Here is a 19,794-nt window from a genome sequence, read left to right on the forward strand (position 1 = left end):
TTAAATAGATAACGGTTTTGTTTTATAAGGAGATTGAACCGAAATCAGTTCTCCTGTTTCAAATGACTCTTTGCAAGCATAGCCAAGGGCTGTAGATAATACCCCGTCTTCCACAGTGACACTTGGTTGTCTGTTCTCCCTGATGCAAGAAATAAATTCTTCTGCCTCGCTCAAATACGCCTGTTCAAATCGTTCTAAAAATCCGTCTGAGCATTCTTTCACGACCCCATTATCATCAAATACGGATACCATATTTTTGTCTGGGGTTGTCCCAATTCTTAATGTACCTTTCGTGCCGATAATCTCAGTTTCAATATGATATCCATGAGCACAGTTACGGCCAGCTACAAAAATTCCCATTTTATTGTTTTCAAATTTCACCAATGCCGCTCCTGTTTCGGCATCGTTTAACTGTGCAATTTCTGGATAAGCATAAGCACCGCCAATCGCCCATACCTGTTTGGCTTCTGCATTTAGATACCATCTAGCTAAATCCAGGTCATGGATGGCCATATCCAAGAACAAACCACCACTGTAATTGTTTTTCGCAAACTGCATAAATCCATTGATAGCTTTTGCCGGATCAAGTCCGTAGCAACGAACCAAAACCGGATCTCCGATTTTCCCTTGCTCAATTTTCTTTTTCGCATATACATATGATCTGTCATATCTTCGCATGAAACCAATCATAAATACCTTGTCTGGGTGATTATTAACTACCTCTTGAACACGTACTGCTTCTTCCAAATATAATCCAAGCGGTTTTTCACTGAATACATGAAAACCAGCATGTAAGGCCTTTTCAATTTGTTCACAATGAAATCCAGATGGAGAAGCAATAAATATAGCATCTAACTCCTTATTCTTCAGCATTTCATCATAATCAGTATAGGTATATTTAACATCCCACTCTTTTTGGACTTGTTCGACTTCATCTTGAATAACACTGCAAACAGCTAATAATTCACAGTTCGGGATACGGAACGCCAAATTTTCTGCATGCTGTCTCCCTAATCGACCTAATCCAACAATACCAACCTTTACCTTCCCCATCATATCTCTCCACCTTTTCATATTTTATAAATTTTGTTGAAGCTGCACCTGAATACCGATTTCTGTATTAATAGTAAAATCAATACATATTAAGCGCTTACTTTTAAAACTATAATAAGTTTTAAAAACAATTTCGATTAACTTCTCTTATGAGTTTTAATTAATAAAACCAATAGCGTCTTACATTGAAAATGCTGTTAAGACAAAAATAATGAGAATTACATATCATAATCTTTTGTTTTTATCTTAACTAGAAAAACCTACCTTTCATAAGTTTTAAGGAAAACGTTTTCTTTAATTGTTTTTAATTATAAGATAGTTTTTGATAGAGGTCAATATTGTTTTTTCTAAAAAAGAAGTGATATTGGAGAGTTTTTATAGAATATTCCATGTGAAAGATGGATAAATAGGCTAAATATTTACTAAAATGTCCTATAGAGCTTATTAATTTGATTCATTCTTCATAAAAAAGTATATTTCATTAAGGTTTCAAGGAAAACGATTTCTCAAAAGATTAGAGTAGCCCAAGATCAAAAACAGCCCCGATCCATTTGCCGAGGCTGCTTCCTTTCCGAGCAAGTAGGGATGTGAGAAATCCTGTTCTGCTTGCTTTGGGTGATTGATGATTCTATTGAGTTGCTTGACTCTGTGTGCTTTCTTGGTTCTGTTGCTTTTCCTGGGTTTGGGGTTGCTGCTCTTGTGTCGGCTTACCGGTATTACCAGTAGTATTGCCGGTGTTACCAGTAGTATTGCCGGTGTTACCAGTAGTGTTGCCAGTATTACCAGTAGTATTGCCAGTATTACCAGTAGTATTGCCAGTATTACCAGTAGTATTACTGTTTCCATTATTCCCCTGCTGCGTTCCACTATCCTGCTTTTGTTCTTCGTTCTGCTTCTCGTTCTGCTTCTCGTTTTCCTTCTCTTGTTTTTGCTCTTGTTTTTGCTCTTGTTTTTGCTCTTCTTTTTCTTGCTTTTCTTCTTCTTTCTCTTGTTGCTTCTCTTCCTGTTCTTGAGCCTTATCTTCTGTTTCCTGCTTTTCTGTTTCCTGCTTCTCTTCCTGCTCTACTTGTACACTCTGATTTTTTTTCTTATACTTGCTGCCAAGTAATGAGAGATCGAATGTTTTATCAGGAAGCACAGATTGGGATTTGGAAATAATCTCTTTAAAGATAACTGCAGACGTCGATCCACTAGATGAGGAAAGATAATGTGATGCGTCTGTTTTATCATATCCAAGCCAAACGGCACCTGCAATCTCCGGTGTATATCCGACGAACCAATGATCCTTCGCCCCATCGAGCCCTTGTATTGGCAATTGTGTCGTTCCTGTTTTACCTGCAATATCCCTTCCGCTTATCGCAGCTTTTCTTCCAGTCCCTTCCTGCACAACACCTTTAAGCATGTAGGTTATTTTTTGTGCAGTGACGGGATCCATAATCCTCTTCGATTTTTTCTTCCATTTTCCAATTGTTTCTCCATCCGCATTTTTAATTTCCTTAATTGCGTGGGCCTCTACCATCACACCATTATTTGCGAATGCAGCAAAAGCTTGTGCCATTTTAAGCGGAGAGGTACCCTCATGCATGCCGCCTAATGCAATAGCAGGGGTTTCGTCTTCTTTCTCTAGCGGAATGCCAAAGCTGCGTACAGAATCTAAGCCTTTCTCTAAGCCGATCTTTTGTAATAACCAAACAGCTGGGACATTGTAGGACTCAATGACAGCCTGGTACATAGATACTTCCCCACGGAAGCGTTTATCGTAGTTTAGCGGTGTATATCCGCTAATATTAAGCGGCCTATCTTGTAGTTCATCGAATATGTCATATCCATTCTCCAACGCAGGCGTATAAACAGCCAACGGCTTCATCGAAGAGCCAGGCTGCCGTTTTAACTGTGTTGCACGATTAAACTGTCTAAATGTATGCTCTCCTCTTCCTCCGATTAGCGCCTGAATCCCCCCTGTTGAAGGATTTACAAACACCGCGCTGCTTTGTACGAGCTGATCAGATGGGCTGTTCGGGAACAGGCGATTATTTGCATATGTCTTTTCCGTCGCTTCCTGCATCGTTGGATTGAGCTCTGTATAAATGCTGTAACCTCCAGCTAAAATCTCATTTGCGTTTAAACCGTACTTCTCACTGGCTTCTTCAATAATATGATCAACATAATGAGGATATTTTCCATCATAGTCATCAGTCGCTTTTTTGCTTTTCAACACAATTTTCTGCGCCTTTGCTTGGTTCACTTCGCTTTGAGTAATATATCCTTCCTTTTGCATTAAAGAAAGGACAACATTTCTTCTCTCCATCGACTTTTCAAAATTCTTAACAGGCGATAACACAGAAGGTGCTTTAATTAATCCAGCCAGGATAGCAGATTCGCTCAATGTTAGGTCTTTGGCATTTTTACCGAAGTATGTTTCAGCAGCTCTCTCAATTCCCCATGCTCCTTCTCCAAAATAAATTTGATTTAAGTAGCGAACAATGATTTCATCCTTTGAGTACGTGCGTTCAATTTTCTTTGTCAGAACGAGCTCCTTCAATTTCCGTGTATATGTCCTATCCTGAGTGAGGAACACATTTTTTGCTAACTGCTGTGTGATTGTACTCCCGCCCGCTACAACCTCTCCGCTTTTTACGTTCTCAATAAATGCCCGGGCAATTCCCACATAATTAATTCCATGATGCTTATAAAATCGTTGATCCTCTGTTGCAATAACGGCATGAATAACATCCTTTGGGATTTCGTCTAATCCAACCCCTTTAATATCGGAAGCAGCAATTGTACTGGCAATCTTACCATTTTGATCATAAATAACAGTCGGCTGCGGCGCTGGATCCTCTAATTTACTTACATCGCTTGCTAGAACAGCAATATTAAAAACGAGAAGCATGCAAGCAATTAATGCTGCTGTTGCCGTCATAATTTTAAACATAAGGCCTTTAGAACGCCATAGCGTTCCTATACGCCTCGACGACTTTTGCTTTTGCTGTTGCTTTTGCTGCTGCCTTCTCTCCATTCTCCCCATACTTCAAACCACCTTTGGCATAATTTCTCAAGCTTTATAAATTACATAGCTTTTATTTTTTAATAAACAAGACATTTCGTCAATAGGAAACGTATATCTTCTATATTTAATTGTTTTGTTATTTCTACTATAAATATTCAAAATAACTCTTAATAGAGGGATAAAAATGAAGCGAATGAAAAATTTTATAAACCCGTTATATCAGGGAGCAGCGGTCAGTAACAAGACAACACGCTGTTTTATAATAAGGTGGTTAAAAACTCGCCGCCTGGCAAGCCCTGCCCTTGGGCGAAGACAGAGACGTAGCCCTACTTATACTGTATTCCTAAAACTTCCGACTACGTCAAATTCACTTCTAGCTGGAAATTTATACTTTCCTACAGTATAAAACAAGTCGTCTGACAAGCAGACAGTTTCCGGAATATAAACAAAATCAACATCCAGCCATAGAAGGAAATGGATAGATACATACCGATTTTATTTTAATCTTTCATTTCTGGAGATTTGACGTAAAGCCCGATTCGAACGATGGAAATATGAGGCGTTATGCTGACCTCTAGTTCGGGAAATTCCTCATTCCACTGTTTTTTAAAGCGTTCTTTCCATAGCTTCGGGTAGGTGCGATACAAGGAATTTCCAAACCCAAATATATCAGAATGAAACTGTTTCTGTGTCTTATAAAGAGCCGATTGCATCCTTTTTTTCACGTCCATCTCTAGCAGATTTTGAACGTATTGCAATACTTTTGGATTGCCTAGATCTAAACTTGAACCATTTTCAAAAAGCTCAACTTCTGCATGAACATTCACTTTCATCTTTACTTTGCCTTGCTCAAGGATTGGCTTCACCTTTGTCTTTCCTGTTAGTAACTGGGCACCGATTTTCCCCCCTCCTTTTTCCTTTGGTACCGTGACTGTAACATTTGATTTCTCCACCTCATTGCGAAACCATAGTACCCCCCGTGTATCCCTCTCATCAATCCACCCTACTAATTTGTCTTGACGAAAAACAGCCGTTCCGCTGATGGCAGGATTTAGCCCCGCATTCTTCCTTCCCTTTTCTGCAGGTCTTATTGCCACTTGAGCCGCAGCAGGGGAGATACCTTCTGTCGTAAGCATATCAATAAAGTCCTTTTGCATGATCCTTAGCCCTACCCCCGCTTTCAATTCCTCCCTAATAGCCTCTGAAGTGTATCGCTCAATGTTGGGAGCTGGTTTTAAAATGCGTGCAGCTTCTCCCTTGGAGAACAAAATAAAACCACGCAGACGTGATTCCCTTCCTCTCGCAAAGAAACTTAAGAGTGGAAAAACACCATCCTTTGCCGCCCTTTCTCCAATGATTATGTTTCGGCTATGAGAAAAGAAAATGCGACGAGGAAATTTTTCTTGCAGTTTCCGAGAGGCATCCATCACGTTTTCTCCCGTCTCCGAAATCAGCAGAGTTGTTTCCATTTCCCCTCCAGAACCACCGGCCCCAACAGGGCCAAGCTTCTTTGGAATTGCCACTTGAAGCGCGATACGGATTTTTCCATCACGCATCTTATCGATAGCTGTGGCAGTTACAATCGCGATATCATTAATCTCCACCCGGCTCCAACAGCCAGCTAGTACGAGTATCATAACGCAGCAGATAACGAGGATGCCTAGTTTTCTCATAACGCTCCCCTTTCCTAGCCATAGCTTTTCTAACTTTTTCGCTGAGGTGAACGCGGACGCAATGAATGACTCATCCGTTTTCGATTCTTTTTCCCGGTTTGATCAGAACGATCCACCATTCCCCACCAAGGAACACGCACATAAATATCCTTCAAACTCGTAAGATTCAAAGGTGCCACTGGAGACAAATAAGGCACACCGAAAGAACGAAGTCGTGCCATATGAATTAAAAGAATTAAAATTGCCACTAAGATACCATATAAACCTAATGTTGCCGCGCAAATCATCATAGGAAATCGAAGCAGCCGAATGGCGATTCCTTGACTAAAGACCGGAAAAATAAAGGAGGATATCCCGGTAATAGAAACAACAATTACCATCGAAGCAGATACAATTCCTGCCTGTACTGCCGCCTGTCCAATGACCAGAGCTCCCACAATACTTACCGCCTGCCCGACAGTCCTTGGCAGACGTACACCCGCTTCCCGCAATCCTTCGAAGGAAATCTCCATAATTAAAGCTTCTACAAAGGCCGGAAAAGGAACAGTTTCCCTTCCAGAAGCAACACTAAGCAATAAGGTAGTCGGAAGCATTTCTGGATGATAGGTCGTAATCGCAATATAAAGGGAGGGTAAAAGTAAAGCAATTCCTATCATACAGAAGCGGAGCCATCGGATTACCGTCGAAACCATAAAATGCTGGTAATAGTCCTCACTTGATTGCAGCATTTCATAAAAAGTAATCGGCACAATCAGCGCAAACGGTGTATTGTCAATGAGTATCCCTATCTTTCCTTCCAATAAATTAGCTGCCACCTTGTCTGGACGCTCAGTATTGTTCACCTGGGGGAAAACAGAAAAGGGATTATCCCCAATAAGTTCCTCAATATAGCCGCTTTCTAAAATTGCATCAATATCAATTCGTCTTAACCTTTCTCGCACCTCTGCTACGAGAGATGGCTCCACAACCCCGTCCAGATAGGTAATCACGATATTCGTATTTGATAATCGCCCTACCTTTATAGCTTCCATTTTGAGCTGAGAGGTTTTTAATCTTCTGCGAAGCAGACTCGTGTTGGTTCTCAAGTTTTCTGTAAAACCTTCCCTAGGACCACGGATTACCGCTTCCGTCGCTGGCTCTTCAACAGATCTCATGTCCCATCCTTTGGCGCTAATAAAAAGAGCTTGCTTTACTCCATCTAATAATAAAACGGTATCCCCGTCCAAAATATGCTCTACTGCTTCCTGAATGGTCTGTCCTATACTAACTTGAGAAACATGAATAATTTGCTCTTGCAGAAAGGTTTCCATATCCCTTAATGGAATGTCTGCGGAAAGAAATGTCATTTTCCCAACGTTCAGCAAGGGTTTCATCACATCAGAATCAATTATTTCTGCATCTACCATGCCGTCTAAACAAATAAGCACTCCCTTTTGTATCCTGCTTAACCGAAACTCATAAAACACAATATCGGAGGATCGCTCAAAAATTCCTTTCAACTGTTTTATATCATCATGGAAATGACCTGTAAGTTGATCATATTTTGCATCATCTTGCCGAGAACATAACTGCGGCTCATGATTTTGATTTGATTGTGAGTTCCTCTTTTTCAACCAACGCAACATTCCCATTTCCACATATCCCCTTCTATCTTCTATACATTTTTCTTATTTTGACCAGATATAAAAATAAATTTCAAGGATATACTCTAAAAATTTTGTTCATGTTAATACTAAAGCAGGTGACAAAAAGTGGATTAGGATGGGGAAAACCATGGAAAGAATCTCAATCACCCAATTGTTTATGCTTACCTTATTGTTTCAAATTGGCTCTTCTGGGATATTCGGGTTTGCTTCTGCAGCCGGGAAAGATGCTTGGCTATCTGTCTTATTGTCTACTGCACTTGGGACATGTCTCATTGGTATATTTCTCATCTTAATGCGTCTTCAGCCGGGATTAACTCTTGTTGAATGGTTTCCTGCTCAGTTTGGTCAATGGCTTGGCACCCCTATTTCCTGGTTTTATATGCTTATGTTTTTATACAACTCTAGTCGTACACTCGGTGATGTAAAGGACCTCATCCCAACAACTATTTTGCCAGGTACACCTAATTGGGTGATACTTAGCGTATTTATGATCGCTATCGCTTATGCTCTGTTTAGTGGAATTGAGGTTATAGCTCGTCTCGGAGAGATCATTTTGCCTGTCCTATTAGTTTTATTTTTGGTTGAGATTGTCTTAATTTTTGGATCAGATACGATCCGTATTGAACGATTACAGCCAGTTTTGGGAGAAGGATGGGACCGTGTTTGGGAAGGGGCATGGCCAAGCGGCGCCCAGCAATCCTTTGCGGAAACCCTTGAGTTCGCTATGATTTGGACATTGACGAAACAGCCGGAACGCATCGCAAAGACGACTATTTTGGCTACTCTTTTATATGGAATTCTTCTTTCTACTTTCGATGCACTGGCCATCCTGACATTTGGTGAAGAAGTCTTTTCAAGCAGTACGTACCCCTTATACAGGTTAGTCAAAACTATCTCTATTGCGGACTTTCTCGAGAACCTAGATGCATTAGGGATTTTGTATTTTATGGGCTTCGTCTTTTTTAAAGTGACGTTACAAATGTATGGAGTCATTCGGGGAATACAGCAATTGTTATATCTTAGCGATAGCAGAGTTCTTGTTTTCCCTGTAAGCGTCATTGTCCTTATTTTAGGATTAACCGAATCCGAAAGCACATCGGAGCATATTGCTTCAGGTTTAGGAAGCCTTGCATATCCTTCGATAGTCCCTTGGTTTTTAATTCCTAGTTTATTATTGATTGTGACCTGTATCCGAAAGGGCATATCCGGCAAACAAATGAAAAAAAGCAGATTATAGTATGAATAGGAGCTGTATCTCACAATGGAGCAATTTTTTTGGCCATGGCAGTCTAGAGTAATCATTCAGCATCCTTGGGCTCTACATATATTTCTCTTTTTCCTGTCTATCGTTTTATCCATCATTACGTGGGTAAGAAAGAAAAACAGGATCGAGTAACTAAGAATTCTACTTAGATTTAAAATGGAAGTCTATTGCTTAGGAACATACATCTATAAAACGCTTGGAAAGGAAGATGTAAATTGGCAGATACAACTATCTATGTAAAAGAAGCAACAAATGAACAACCTATTCAAACATTAGAATCAATTCTTATACAGATGGATGGCGTTGAATGGACCGATGTGAACATGGAAGATGGCGAAGTGAAGATTACATACAATGAAAGTCAAGTTACTGAGGAACAGATTATTAACAAAATTCAGCAATACGGACTGCATCCCCTGTAATACGGAAAAAATGTCTAAAATCTGTCGTAAAGAAAACTCGCCGAATTGGCGAGCTTTCTTTACCGGTTCTTTGTAATACGCTGCACAAGCTTATTTCTCCACGCAGGTGCCAACGCCTCTTCCGCTAGAATTTCTTTCGCCTCTCCCTCATTCCATGGGCCGTGGAAATAAATACGGTTTGTATGTAAAACAGTCACAGATTTTCCTCGCTCTAATAGAGTGATGCTTGCATCTTTATCTACAAACCCTTCCTCAAGCACACGCATAAAATAGCCTGTATATCCAGTTTTCACAATTTCCGCCATCAAGCCCTTACAGCCCGTATGATGGTCAATCGTAATACATGGGATCCTTCCCTGCGTTACTTGTACAATCGCTTCTCCAATTCGGTACACATCCCCGATGTATGTATCTTCCTCTTTCATACCTATTACAGTAAAATTCTCTCCAAACGCCGGACGCGGCAAGGTGCTCCCAAATTTCTTTTCCCATAGCGCATAGTGCTCAAACGGATAGACACAAACAGCCCGATCCACTCCGCCGTGAAATGAGGTATTGGCAACAGCATCACCATCAAACGATTCCTTTCGCAGCCAACATCCTTCTACCTCTTCTTTCCCGATTCCCGTTACGAGCGTTCCGTTCTTCAATTGTTTTGTTTTTGGAAGCCCGACACTGATTTGCAGCAGCTTCATCTCATGAACCCCTTTCGTTTTGATTTCGTTTTACGCCTCATATAGCTCTAAAGGCAAGCCGTCTGGATCCTGAAAGAATGTGAACTGCTTGCCTGTAAGAGAATCGATTCGGATTGGCTCAACGCTCACACCATGCTCCTTCAGCTCGCATACAGCTGCTTTTATATCTGTAACTTGAAACGCTAAATGGCGCAAGCCAGCCGCTTCCGGATAACTCGGACGCTTTGGAGGATGCGGAAAAGAAAACAATTCGATTTGTCCATGCTCTCCTACCGCAAGATCCAATTTATAGGAATCTCTCTCCTCTCGATAGATTTCACTGATAATACTGAGCCCCAGAATATTTACATAAAAGTGCTTCGACTTTTCATAATTAGAGCAAATAATCGCAGTATGATGAATTTTTTCTATGTTCATATTCTTTCTTCCTCCATACATATGTTTTCTAAAATCCCTTAAAATATTGCTTAGCTTCTATCTTAGCATGTGCCTGTTCGTTTTCTTACTCAATGCGGGTATTCTATCCAAAAAAATTTCTCTGACACCAATGGTTCGAAACAAATTTAAAACTCTTCTATTTTTTTTAAAAGACGGACAGAAAAAACGACATATCCCCGAATTATTATAATAGATAGGCAGATTGCTAATAAAGAAAACTCGCCGACTGGCGAGCCCTGCTTTTGGACGAAGACAGAGGCGTAGTTGCACTTATACTTTGTTCCTAAAATTTCTCGCTACGTCGAATTGGCTGCCAGCTAGAAATTTATCCTTTCTTAAAGTATAAGAAACCTCTCTTATTAGCATGTTCAATGTCAATATTATCAATTCCATGCAATATGAAGAACTATGTATCTTAATCTTAGCAAGAATACAAGTAAAAGATAACAAGGGAGAAAAATTATGATGCAAAAAATAAGAAAATATGAAAACAGTGCCGAAGTATTAAGAATTTTAGCTCATCCTGTTCGTTTAGGACTGATTGAGACGATGATCACAAACGGTCCTACGAATGTAACATCCATGTACGAGGAATTTAAAATGCCGCAAAGTACAATTAGCCAGCATTTATCTAAATTAAAATCCGCAAAAATTATTTCCGGGACACGTAAAGGCTTAGAAATTTACTATGAGGTTGTTGACGACCGCGCAAAATCCATTCTTTCTACACTTGCGTAAGTTATCAATTCCGTACAATATGAAGAACTATGTATCTTATCTTAGTAAGAACATAACCAAAAGATAATAAAGGAGCGAAGTTAAAATGCAAAAAATAGGAAAATACGAAAACAGTGCCGAAGTATTAAAAATTTTAGCTCATCCTGTTCGTTTAGGGCTGATTGAGACAATGATCGCAAACGGTCCTACAAATGTCACATCGATGTATGAGGAATTCAAAATGCCGCAAAGTACAATTAGCCAGCATTTATCTAAGCTGAAATCCGCAAAAATTATTTCCGGGACACGTAAAGGTCTAGAGATTTACTATGAGGTTGTTGACGACCGCGCAAAATCCATTCTTTCTACACTTGCGTAAGCAGACGAATCGGCTTGCAGCCTAATAGCCGCAAAATAGAAGCTGTTTATGCATACAGTGTCCCATAGACTGTAATCTATGGGACACTTTTATGTACAATCGTCATTTATTAAAATACATCGTAATCCACTCATCGGACTGCAATCTCTTTTGCAAAGAGAAGCCAGCATTTTGAAACAAAGCAATTACATGCTCCGTATGCCATTCAACCAGGCCTGAGACAAGGAAATGATTGCTTTTTTCCAGCAGCTCATGTCTATCGATAATTATTTTTGCCTCATCTCCTCCAATGTTAATAAAAATCCAATCAAACCAATCTTGGATACGGTAGCTTCCATCTATTAAATCAGCCTGTACAATTTGGATTTGCTTTACGCCGTTCAAATTTGCATGATGTAAGATCTCCCGTTCAACAGGCTCTAAATCTACAGCTATAACCTCCTGAGCACCTTTTAATAACGCCGCTATACTTAAAATACCTGATCCGGTTCCTAAGTCCAAGACCCTCTTCTTCGTGAAATCACGGTCTAAAATAACCTCCAAACAAGCTTGTGTTGTCCCATGAATACCTGTTCCAAATGCCCCTTGCGGATCTAAATGCAGCGTCGCCTCCGGTTTGTACTCTTTGTCAGAACCAGCGTAGCGGATCACCCATCCGTTTTTCAGCTCAATATCTTCAAACGCTTGGTTCCACTCCTGTGTTTCCACCATCCGATATATAATCTCTTCCCTTCTAATAGATAAAAGTGCAGGAAGTATAGAAAGATATTGCTCCGGATCTTCATCCCCATACACCTTTAAATCTACCTGCTGCTGTGTATCTGTCTCAAATGCATATCCATTTTGAGTCACCTTCACCTCAATCGGAGCCTCATAATATAAATTATAAATTCCTGCCTCATACAATCTTTGCGCGGCTTCCTCCACCTGTGTATATGGCAATGTTATGCTAAATTCATACATCCTCTCACACTTCCTTTAACTCATACTGCATCAATCTCTTACTTACCTAACCGTTTTCGTTAATAATTATACAAAAAATAGAGAAATATAAAAAACATGACGTACAAAATTCTGCGATTTTGTACGTCATGTTTTTTCTTTATATATAAGGTTAGGGGAGTATCAGCTAGAAATTTATACTTTCTTAAATTGGAACAGAATCCTCAAAATAATAGGGTAATTTGGTATAATGAATGAGGCTAATTGTTCCTCAGAAAAATCTTTATTTAAAATTTCTTACTACGTCGAATTGTCTTCTAGCTAGAAATTTATACTTTCTTAAAGTGTAAGCTAAAAGGTAGCGGTAATGTTCCGCGTTCATTCCGCAACAATCTAGTAAAGAGGCTAATTAATTACTGAAAAACTATAAAATAACTTCAGTTTATCCTATGAAATCCTATCCTTTCCCTTTAATAACATGATAAGATTGCAGGATCACTCACAATGTTTCTATAATTTAAGGAAGGACAGGAAAAATTGACTAAGAAGGAGCGAACAGCAAAATGGGGATATCAAACACACGTTGGTTTCGTGTTAGCATAGCAATCATCTTGTGCCTCGTCATCATCTGGCTGGCGAATGAAGTGAAGTTTATTTTTACACCACTTATTATATTTGTACAAACCTTGTTTACACCCTTTTTAATAGCAGGAGTTTTATTTTATCTTTGCCGCCCTCTCTTGCATTGGCTGGAAGGACGAAAGGTGCCGAGAGGGATTGGAATTGTAGTCATCTTTTTGGTAATAGCCGGTCTTCTGACCTTTGTTATTTCGTTTATCGGACCGATTATTCAAAAGCAATTCGTAAACCTAGTCCATAATACACCAAAAATGATCGACTCTGTGCAAAAAGGAATTCATTACTGGCAAGAACATCAACAGTTTATCCCGCAGTATGTCAAGGAAGGTGTTACCTATATCACCGATAGCCTTGGCGATATCGTAGCGGTAACAGGTTCATCCATCGGTACGCTCCTAAGCAATACGGTCAGTCTTGTTGTGGCGCTCGCCATTGTGCCGTTCATTCTCTTCTATTTATTAAGCGACCGCGACAAATTTGTTCCGAGTGTAATTCGTTTCTTCCCAAGCTCGAAAACAGATTATATCCGCGGCATCTTAGGCGATATGGATAAAGCATTAGCTAGCTACATTCAAGGCCAGCTCATTGTAAGTACATGTATCGGTGTGTTGCTGTTAATTGGCTATTTGATTATCGGTCTTGATTATGCGCTCTTGCTAGCCCTGTTCGGTATGGTCATGAATATCATTCCGTTTCTCGGACCATTTTTGGCAGTAATCCCTGCTATCATTGCTGCTTGGCTGCAGGACCCGATTATGGTTGTATATGTTATCATCATTATGTTTGCCGCCCAGCAAATTGAAAGCAGCTTTGTATCTCCGCTTGTTATGGGACGCGCCCTGAAAATCCATCCGCTTACCATCATTCTTCTCATTTTAGTTGGAGGAAATTTGGCTGGGGTGCTCGGGATGATTTTAATTATTCCTATATATGCAGTATGCAAGGTTATTGTGCAGCATAGCTATAGGCTGCTGAAAATCAATAAAAGCACCTAATCTTTATTAGGTATTTCTTTTATTGAAAAATGGAACGAAATCTACAGAAAAAGGGGGAGTATCTAATGAAACAATATGATGTAGCCGAGGGTACTGGAGTTTTAAAAGTATATCTCGAAAATATAAGCGAAAATCGTGTACTTGTTGCTATTCCTCAAAAAGAGTGGTCATTTTTACTTCGCTATGATATTGGCACACATGATGAGGCGAAACAAGAATATAATGAACTGCTTCGTTCCCTTTGTCGTCAGGGATTACAGTATCAGCTTGCACAAGAGCTAGCAGATGTAATTAACAAAGCAGTTCATAATGAAAAGACGCCTTACGATAATGTTATCAGGTGGTAATCTAGACAATTAAATGATAAAGCGGCTAATGTCTAAACTGACTACATATCATCCTTAATTTTCCAAAACGACATAATTACAGTGCAAAAAAAGCGCAAGATTATCTTACAACATATCTGTAATATGCTGGATATCCATTTATAATTAACATAAGAGGATAGCTTGACTCCTCCAACCTCTAGTTAAAATACACTACAATAATCAGAATTTAATCAAGGGAGGGATATATATGGTGAAACAAACTGTATTATTGCAAGGAGATCATCATATAAAGCGAATTTCGGAGATTGTCCAAGAGGCAAAAAAATTCCAAAGTAAAATTGCTTTATATACCCCTACCTATAACAAAAAGATTAATTTAAAGGATACACTTGGATTATTGTCTCTGCCTCTACAAAAAGGAGCAGAAGTAACAGTGACAGCTATAGGAACAGATGAACAAGAAGCAATCGCAGCTATTGTTAACAGATTATAAAAAGAAAACTCGCCGACTGGCGAGCCGTTAGGCGAAGTTGTACTTACAATGTATACCTAAAATTTCCCACTACACCAAATTGACTTTTAGCTGGAAATTTAGACTTTCTTAAAGCGCAGGATAAGATATAAATCAAATAGCTGTCTTTCATAGCCAATCTATCTTTAGTAAAAACCGACCTCTGAAAGGTCGGTTTTTACTTGCGTTCAATTATTTTGTTTAAGAGATTCCATTCACGATTTGAGTCAGCGCCTCGCGGATTGGCGTAACTGGACGACCGAGAAGTTTTTCAAAATCATTGCTCTCGATTTCCAAAGCTCCCTCCCGAATGCCTTTTTGGATTTCTACAAGGAAAGGAATAACGAATTCTGGTACGCCTGCACCTTTCATGATATCGACATAAGCAGCGTCATCAATCTGTTGCACAGGTACCTCTTTACCTAATACAGTACCAAGAGCAGCTGCAAGTTCTTCTTGAGTCATGAGCTTACCAGAAAGCTCGTAGACCGTATTCTCATGGCCATTCCCAGCCAGTACAGCTGCCGCAGCCTCCGCATACTCTTGTTGTAATGCCCAACCTACCTTGCCAGAACCTGCTGATGTCACCCAAGGGGCTCCTGCTAGAACACCTTGAATGCTTGAGATTTCATTCTCCAAGTACCAGTTATTGCGTAAGAAAGAATAAGGAATACCTGTTTTTAAGATCGCTTCTTCCGCAGCAACATGTGGCGGGGCAAGGAATATCGTACTTTCACTTACATTTGCTACACTAGTATAAGCAATAAATTTAACTCCAGCACGCTCTGCCGCAGCTACGGCATCGGTATGTTGACGAACTCTCGTTTCATTGTCTCCATCTGCAGAAATAAGCAATAAGCGATCAATACCTGCAAAAGCAGAATCCAATGTTTCTGGACGATCAAAATCTCCTTGGCGAACCTCCACTCCGCGAGCTCGTAATCCTTCCGCTTTTTCTGGATTGCGAACACTTACAGCTATTTGACTCGCTGGTACAGTTTTCAGCAGCGTCTCTACAATCTTCGTTCCCAATTTTCCTGTTGCACCTGTTACTAGCATTTTCATTGTCTTTTCCCCCAATATATGTTTTATCGTAATGATGATTGTTACAGCAGTTTAACCTATACCATTATCCCTAAACAGAATAATGACTTACGGTGCACTCACCCGTTTATCTAAAGGTTTTACTTGTTGAAGTATCAAGTATAGGTATATAGTATATCCATAGTCATAATAATAAAAGTAGGCATTTTTTTATGACATAGTCACAAAAATAGTACCATTATGATCGAGAGGGATAACACGATGGCTCGCTTTAAGATTCCGGGAGAACCCCCTCCTAAAGGACAGGAAGAAGTATGTCCTGTAACGTATACTCAAAATTTAACCGCAGGAAGATGGAAAATCATTATTCTATGGCATCTAAGTAAGGGGACAAGAAGATTCAATGAACTTCAAAGGTTGTTGCCTGGTATTTCAAAAGGAATATTGACGCGACAGCTGAGGGAACTGGAAGAAGACCAAATGGTTCATAGAGAGGTATATAAAGAAGTTCCTCCCAAAGTAGAATACTCGCTAACATCAAAAGGGATAAGCTTTGTCCCTATACTAGACATTATGGGAGAGTGGGGTAAAAAACATATGAAGAGCTAAGGAAGGCCCACCGATTGGCGAGCCCTGCCCCCGGGCAAAGACAGAGGCGTAGTTACCCTTATTCTGTATTCCTAAAATTTCTCGCTACGTCGAATTGGCATCCAGCTAGAAATTTATATGTTCTTACAATGTAAAAAAGGAGATAAAGTGTCTGCTTTATCTCCCCTTCCATTTTTCCTTTATTATGAAGGAATTTTATAATTCCATATTACCAATCGTATATCCATCCACTGCACTTAATTTACCTCTCCAATAATTACCGTTAAGGGATATAGGTTCTTGATTCACTCCAAAAATCTGGACATTCTTCAGATGAATGAAGTTGTAGTCAGGAGGAGCTGCCGTCTCTTCTTCTGAGTCTTCCTCCATTTCTAAAAAGTTTCCGTATATCTCACCGAACAGCTTGGCTACGCTGCTATCTTCACCTGATACAGCGTTAACTATTCCTTCTAGATATTTTTTACGAGAAATAGCTGTGCCTGAAATAATGGCCCCGCCCACATTAAGGGTAATACCTACCTCAAGCTGGATTTCCTTATGTTCGATTAAAGCAATGATAGTATTTAGATAAATATCACGCTCAATATACTTTCCCTCAAAATACTTAAGTTCGTTTGTTTCTTCGCTCATTAGCCTGTCTCCTTTCTGATTACACTTCAGATTATAACATTAGCTGGAAATTTATACTCCCTTTCTTAAAGGGGAAGCAAAATAAGCACGTCATCTTTTCTTAATAACATGAGAAAAGAATAACGTGCTTTTGAGTTTGCGGACAATAGCTTTTACCTTGATGAATGTCGCAGTACACCAAATAAGGGAAATTTCATTTCATAGGATTTGAAGAACATTAAGATACTGATAAAACTCGTGCATCAAAAATCAACCGTTCATAAGCCTCAGGCACACCTTCTTGTTCTGATGTGAAATTGATCCTTACTGGCTCCATCTTTCCATCATTCAATGGGTTTTTACTATTGAGCTGTAGGGAAACATTCTCATTCGGATTGATCTCGATGATCAAAAGATTAGGCTCTGTTTGCTCATTTCGATTTCTATATAACTCTTTTAATGAATCTTTGAACTCGATTACGATACGAGTAGATTTTTCTTTCATTCTTTTTCCTGTACGAATATAGAAAGGCACTCCATCCCAAAATGGATTATCAATCCGCAACCTAGCAGCCACAAACGTGTCATTGTGGGAAGAAGCTTCAATTCCAGGCTCATCTGTATAGCCGGCAGCCGGCTGACCGTGAATCTCTCCTGCACTATACTGACCGCGAATCACATGTAAGCCTACATCTTCCTTTTTTAACGGACGAAGAGATTCCATAACCTTTCTTTTTTCCTCACGGATATCATTTGCGCTAATTTGTTTTGGTAGATGCATAGCTGTCATCATCAGCAGCTGCAGCATATGGTTTTGCACCATATCACGAATCGCTCCTGCCCCGTCATAATACGCTGCTCTCTCTTCTACCTCAACCGTTTCACTAGCTGTAATTTGCACATTAGCAATATATTGATTGTTCCATAATGCTTGCAGAACAGGATTTGCAAATGCTAAAGCTTCCAAGTTTTGAACCATTGGTTTTCCAAGATAATGGTCAATCCGATAAATTTCTTCCTCTTCAAAGGCCTTGCTTAGTTTTACATTTAAATCGCGAGCAGATTCTAGATCATGTCCAAATGGTTTTTCAATAATCAGACGTTTCCAACCCTTTGTCGAACCTAATCCACTCTCCTTAATATTTAAAGCAATCCCATCAAAAAGCTCTGGTGCAACCGATAGATAAAACATTCGGTTTTCTGGAATATGTAACTCTTCTTCACGTCGCTCTACAAAATCCAGTAGCTTCCCGTAATCTTCGGTATTTGTTACATCTAGAACCTTATAACGAAAGGCATCGAGAAACTCTCCCATTTTGGAATAGTCATGCTCCACCCGCCTAGAAAATGTTTCTATTGATTGTTCCACGCGATTTTGAAACTCAGCATCAGACAAAGCTCTCCTGCCCAGACCAATAATAGAAATCGATTGGGGCAGTTTTTGATCAACAAATAAATTGTATAAAGCAGGGTAAATTTTTCTCTTAGCTAAATCCCCCGTTGCTCCAAATAAGACAAAGGTCATAGATTCCATTTTTTCGTTCCCCCTTTTTATTGAACACATTTCTTAAAGAAAACTCGCCGATTGGCAAGCCCTGCCCTTGGGCGCAGACAGGGGCGTAGCCCTACTTATACTTTATTCCTAAAATTTCTCGCTACGTCGAATTGTCTTCCAGCTAGAAATTTATACTTTCTTAAAATGTAAAAACTATTTTTTCTCCATTATAGAAATATTAGTTAATGGCGGAATAAAGCTTATTAAAAACTAAACGAAAGAGGCTTGGACGATAGGAACAAAAAATAGAGAATTTTCTCTGTAACTGCCGCTTCTTTTGAAAAGATTGTATTGTAACAAATATAAATCAGGAGCCTAATATCTCTTCGGAGTAACGCACTTTAAACATAAATAAATTTCCTATACAGAAATGTTATTTATCATTCAGAAAATTTATATCCAGATTATATATTATTCTGAAAACGAATGCAATTGTAAATATATAGCTAAGGTTCTGGTGCAAAAAAAATTTATTCCCTGTGGTTCGCAATATAATCTGCCGTTCGAATAGCTAAGGCTACGGTTGTCAGCGAAGGATTGGTGAGCCCCGTAGTTGCTCCCATACTGTACTCCTAAAACTTCCACCTACGTCGAACTCGCTTCTATCTGGAAATTTACACCTTCCTACAGTGCACAAAAGCCATCACCTTTTGATGATGGCTTTTTTCGCTTATAACTTTCCCTTCTTACTCTCAATAAGCTCCTAAAGTTATCTGTTCCAAGTGTGGCAGCCCGATGTCTGCCTGCTAAAAATCCTGCTACAGCATAATGCTCCTTTGAAATTTTAAATTCCTCTGCATGGAATAATACAAATTGTATAGCTTGTACAAGATCCTTCGTATTCCTAACCTAAACTAATTATTTTCTATCTATTCCATATAAAACATTTCTACTAATTCAACAGCAACCGGGCTATTATCCGGATTTGTTTTCATTAATGGTTTCATATATTCCCACCATTTTCTACAAATCGCGGTTTCAGCCATTTGATTCCATTTCTCTTCACTTTCAATTTCTACATAAGCAAATAACTTTCCAGTTTCTTTTTCTAAAAAAATAGAATAATTATGAGCTCCATGTGCTTTTAACTCTTTTACCATTTCAGGCCAAATTTCATCATGTCTCTGTTTATATTCATCATAACTGTCTTTATTAACAAACATGATAGACGCTTTTCTAATCATTATTCATTCTCCTTTGTTCTTTTTAAATACCGTCAGAAACTTCTTTAATATAGAGTCGCTGCCTGATAGCCAACATCCAT

The 19,794-nt window shown here is 39.3% G+C and carries 19 protein-coding genes and 1 pseudogene; 8 read left to right on the top strand and 12 right to left on the bottom strand.

Going from position 1 to position 19,794, the window contains the following annotated elements:
- The 4 genes from EP737_RS13275 to EP737_RS13290 all read right to left on the bottom strand — a co-directional run bounded on the left by EP737_RS13275 (position 1) and on the right by EP737_RS13290 (position 7,367).
- Positions 1–1,053: a Gfo/Idh/MocA family oxidoreductase gene (locus tag EP737_RS13275; protein WP_165350790.1), complete on the bottom strand. Its 1,053-nt coding sequence runs from the start codon at positions 1,051–1,053 to the stop codon at positions 1–3.
- Positions 1,054–1,681: 628 nt separating this feature from the next.
- Positions 1,682–4,081: a transglycosylase domain-containing protein gene (locus tag EP737_RS13280; protein ID WP_129728453.1), complete on the bottom strand. Its 2,400-nt coding sequence runs from the start codon at positions 4,079–4,081 to the stop codon at positions 1,682–1,684.
- Positions 4,082–4,563: 482 nt separating this feature from the next.
- Positions 4,564–5,736: a Ger(x)C family spore germination protein gene (locus tag EP737_RS13285; RefSeq protein ID WP_129728454.1), complete on the bottom strand. Its 1,173-nt coding sequence runs from the start codon at positions 5,734–5,736 to the stop codon at positions 4,564–4,566.
- A gap of 29 nt (positions 5,737–5,765) precedes the next feature.
- Positions 5,766–7,367, bottom strand: a complete 1,602-nt coding sequence (locus EP737_RS13290) for a spore germination protein (protein ID WP_129728455.1) — start codon at positions 7,365–7,367, stop codon at positions 5,766–5,768.
- A 142-nt stretch (positions 7,368–7,509) separates the two neighbouring features.
- Here EP737_RS13290 and EP737_RS13295 point away from each other — a divergent pair, with 142 nt between their 5' ends.
- Together EP737_RS13295 and EP737_RS13300 are read left to right on the top strand one after the other, a co-directional pair.
- The gene (locus EP737_RS13295) at positions 7,510–8,619 is read left to right on the top strand and encodes a GerAB/ArcD/ProY family transporter (RefSeq protein WP_129728456.1); all 1,110 of its coding nucleotides are present in this window, start codon (positions 7,510–7,512) and stop codon (positions 8,617–8,619) included.
- A 242-nt stretch (positions 8,620–8,861) separates the two neighbouring features.
- Complete coding sequence (locus tag EP737_RS13300; RefSeq protein ID WP_129728457.1) at positions 8,862–9,068, top strand: heavy-metal-associated domain-containing protein; 207 nt, start codon at positions 8,862–8,864, stop codon at positions 9,066–9,068.
- A 59-nt stretch (positions 9,069–9,127) separates the two neighbouring features.
- Here EP737_RS13300 and EP737_RS13305 read toward each other — a convergent pair whose 3' ends face one another.
- Both EP737_RS13305 and gloA2 read right to left on the bottom strand, forming a co-directional pair.
- On the bottom strand, positions 9,128–9,763 hold the full coding sequence (locus EP737_RS13305) for an MOSC domain-containing protein (protein ID WP_129728458.1): 636 nt from the start codon (positions 9,761–9,763) through the stop codon (positions 9,128–9,130).
- Between the two features lie 30 nt (positions 9,764–9,793).
- Positions 9,794–10,180: an SMU1112c/YaeR family gloxylase I-like metalloprotein gene (gloA2, locus tag EP737_RS13310; protein WP_129728459.1), complete on the bottom strand. Its 387-nt coding sequence runs from the start codon at positions 10,178–10,180 to the stop codon at positions 9,794–9,796.
- A 483-nt stretch (positions 10,181–10,663) separates the two neighbouring features.
- Between gloA2 and EP737_RS13315 the strand changes: the two genes are divergently transcribed.
- Both EP737_RS13315 and EP737_RS13320 read left to right on the top strand, forming a co-directional pair.
- A complete protein-coding gene (locus tag EP737_RS13315) occupies positions 10,664–10,939 on the top strand; it encodes an ArsR/SmtB family transcription factor (RefSeq protein WP_379951712.1) in 276 nt (91 codons plus the stop codon).
- A gap of 85 nt (positions 10,940–11,024) precedes the next feature.
- Entirely contained in the window at positions 11,025–11,297 is a 273-nt protein-coding gene (locus tag EP737_RS13320) for an ArsR/SmtB family transcription factor (RefSeq protein WP_129728460.1), read from the top strand.
- A 102-nt stretch (positions 11,298–11,399) separates the two neighbouring features.
- Here the strand turns inward: EP737_RS13320 and EP737_RS13325 are convergent, their stop codons facing one another.
- A complete protein-coding gene (locus tag EP737_RS13325; RefSeq protein ID WP_129728461.1) occupies positions 11,400–12,260 on the bottom strand; it encodes a 50S ribosomal protein L11 methyltransferase in 861 nt (286 codons plus the stop codon).
- 542 nt (positions 12,261–12,802) lie between these two features.
- Between EP737_RS13325 and EP737_RS13330 the strand changes: the two genes are divergently transcribed.
- The 3 genes from EP737_RS13330 (at position 12,803) to EP737_RS13340 (ending at position 14,695) form a co-directional block, all read left to right on the top strand.
- Complete coding sequence (locus EP737_RS13330) at positions 12,803–13,873, top strand: AI-2E family transporter (RefSeq protein ID WP_129728462.1); 1,071 nt, start codon at positions 12,803–12,805, stop codon at positions 13,871–13,873.
- 65 nt (positions 13,874–13,938) lie between these two features.
- Positions 13,939–14,220, top strand: a complete 282-nt coding sequence (locus EP737_RS13335) for a YueH family protein (RefSeq protein WP_165350786.1) — start codon at positions 13,939–13,941, stop codon at positions 14,218–14,220.
- A 229-nt stretch (positions 14,221–14,449) separates the two neighbouring features.
- On the top strand, positions 14,450–14,695 hold the full coding sequence (locus EP737_RS13340) for an HPr family phosphocarrier protein (RefSeq protein WP_129728464.1): 246 nt from the start codon (positions 14,450–14,452) through the stop codon (positions 14,693–14,695).
- Positions 14,696–14,914: 219 nt separating this feature from the next.
- Here EP737_RS13340 and EP737_RS13345 read toward each other — a convergent pair whose 3' ends face one another.
- Positions 14,915–15,778 (bottom strand): SDR family oxidoreductase, encoded by an 864-nt coding sequence (locus EP737_RS13345; RefSeq protein WP_129728465.1) that lies wholly within the window; start codon positions 15,776–15,778, stop codon positions 14,915–14,917.
- Positions 15,779–16,018: 240 nt separating this feature from the next.
- On the opposite strand from EP737_RS13345, the gene EP737_RS13350 reads away from it, so the two are divergent.
- The gene (locus EP737_RS13350; RefSeq protein ID WP_129728466.1) at positions 16,019–16,366 is read left to right on the top strand and encodes a winged helix-turn-helix transcriptional regulator; all 348 of its coding nucleotides are present in this window, start codon (positions 16,019–16,021) and stop codon (positions 16,364–16,366) included.
- Positions 16,367–16,561: 195 nt separating this feature from the next.
- Here the strand turns inward: EP737_RS13350 and gvpU are convergent, their stop codons facing one another.
- The 4 genes and pseudogenes from gvpU to rhaM form a co-directional block, all read right to left on the bottom strand.
- On the bottom strand, positions 16,562–16,996 hold the full coding sequence (gvpU, locus tag EP737_RS13355; RefSeq protein WP_129728467.1) for a gas vesicle accessory protein GvpU: 435 nt from the start codon (positions 16,994–16,996) through the stop codon (positions 16,562–16,564).
- Positions 16,997–17,213: 217 nt separating this feature from the next.
- Positions 17,214–18,509: a glucose-6-phosphate dehydrogenase gene (gene zwf, locus EP737_RS13360; protein WP_129728468.1), complete on the bottom strand. Its 1,296-nt coding sequence runs from the start codon at positions 18,507–18,509 to the stop codon at positions 17,214–17,216.
- Positions 18,510–19,154: 645 nt separating this feature from the next.
- A pseudogene (locus EP737_RS26910) lies at positions 19,155–19,355 on the bottom strand (hypothetical protein); the annotation flags it as partial.
- 44 nt (positions 19,356–19,399) lie between these two features.
- Entirely contained in the window at positions 19,400–19,714 is a 315-nt protein-coding gene (rhaM, locus tag EP737_RS13365) for an L-rhamnose mutarotase (protein WP_129728469.1), read from the bottom strand.
- Positions 19,715–19,794 lie beyond the last annotated feature (80 nt).

Source organism: Ectobacillus funiculus (genome assembly GCF_004138295.1).
In the GTDB taxonomy this organism is placed as follows: Bacteria; Bacillota; Bacilli; order Bacillales; family Bacillaceae_G; genus Ectobacillus; species Ectobacillus funiculus.

Excerpts from the sequence above, each read along its gene's own strand:
- EP737_RS13275 (WP_165350790.1), bottom strand. The coding sequence starts at position 1,053 with ATGGGGAAGGTAAAGGTTGGTATTGTTGGATTAGGTCGATTAGGGAGA.
- EP737_RS13280 (WP_129728453.1), bottom strand. The coding sequence starts at position 4,081 with ATGGGGAGAATGGAGAGAAGGCAGCAGCAAAAGCAACAGCAAAAGCAA.
- EP737_RS13285 (WP_129728454.1), bottom strand. The coding sequence starts at position 5,736 with ATGAGAAAACTAGGCATCCTCGTTATCTGCTGCGTTATGATACTCGTA.
- EP737_RS13290 (WP_129728455.1), bottom strand. The coding sequence starts at position 7,367 with ATGGGAATGTTGCGTTGGTTGAAAAAGAGGAACTCACAATCAAATCAA.
- EP737_RS13295 (WP_129728456.1), top strand. The coding sequence starts at position 7,510 with ATGGAAAGAATCTCAATCACCCAATTGTTTATGCTTACCTTATTGTTT.
- EP737_RS13305 (WP_129728458.1), bottom strand. The coding sequence starts at position 9,763 with ATGAAGCTGCTGCAAATCAGTGTCGGGCTTCCAAAAACAAAACAATTG.
- gloA2 (WP_129728459.1), bottom strand. The coding sequence starts at position 10,180 with ATGAACATAGAAAAAATTCATCATACTGCGATTATTTGCTCTAATTAT.
- EP737_RS13315 (WP_379951712.1), top strand. The coding sequence starts at position 10,664 with ATGATGCAAAAAATAAGAAAATATGAAAACAGTGCCGAAGTATTAAGA.
- EP737_RS13320 (WP_129728460.1), top strand. The coding sequence starts at position 11,025 with ATGCAAAAAATAGGAAAATACGAAAACAGTGCCGAAGTATTAAAAATT.
- EP737_RS13325 (WP_129728461.1), bottom strand. The coding sequence starts at position 12,260 with ATGTATGAATTTAGCATAACATTGCCATATACACAGGTGGAGGAAGCC.
- EP737_RS13330 (WP_129728462.1), top strand. The coding sequence starts at position 12,803 with ATGGGGATATCAAACACACGTTGGTTTCGTGTTAGCATAGCAATCATC.
- EP737_RS13335 (WP_165350786.1), top strand. The coding sequence starts at position 13,939 with ATGAAACAATATGATGTAGCCGAGGGTACTGGAGTTTTAAAAGTATAT.
- EP737_RS13340 (WP_129728464.1), top strand. The coding sequence starts at position 14,450 with ATGGTGAAACAAACTGTATTATTGCAAGGAGATCATCATATAAAGCGA.
- EP737_RS13345 (WP_129728465.1), bottom strand. The coding sequence starts at position 15,778 with ATGAAAATGCTAGTAACAGGTGCAACAGGAAAATTGGGAACGAAGATT.
- EP737_RS13350 (WP_129728466.1), top strand. The coding sequence starts at position 16,019 with ATGGCTCGCTTTAAGATTCCGGGAGAACCCCCTCCTAAAGGACAGGAA.
- gvpU (WP_129728467.1), bottom strand. The coding sequence starts at position 16,996 with ATGAGCGAAGAAACAAACGAACTTAAGTATTTTGAGGGAAAGTATATT.
- zwf (WP_129728468.1), bottom strand. The coding sequence starts at position 18,509 with ATGGAATCTATGACCTTTGTCTTATTTGGAGCAACGGGGGATTTAGCT.
- rhaM (WP_129728469.1), bottom strand. The coding sequence starts at position 19,714 with ATGATTAGAAAAGCGTCTATCATGTTTGTTAATAAAGACAGTTATGAT.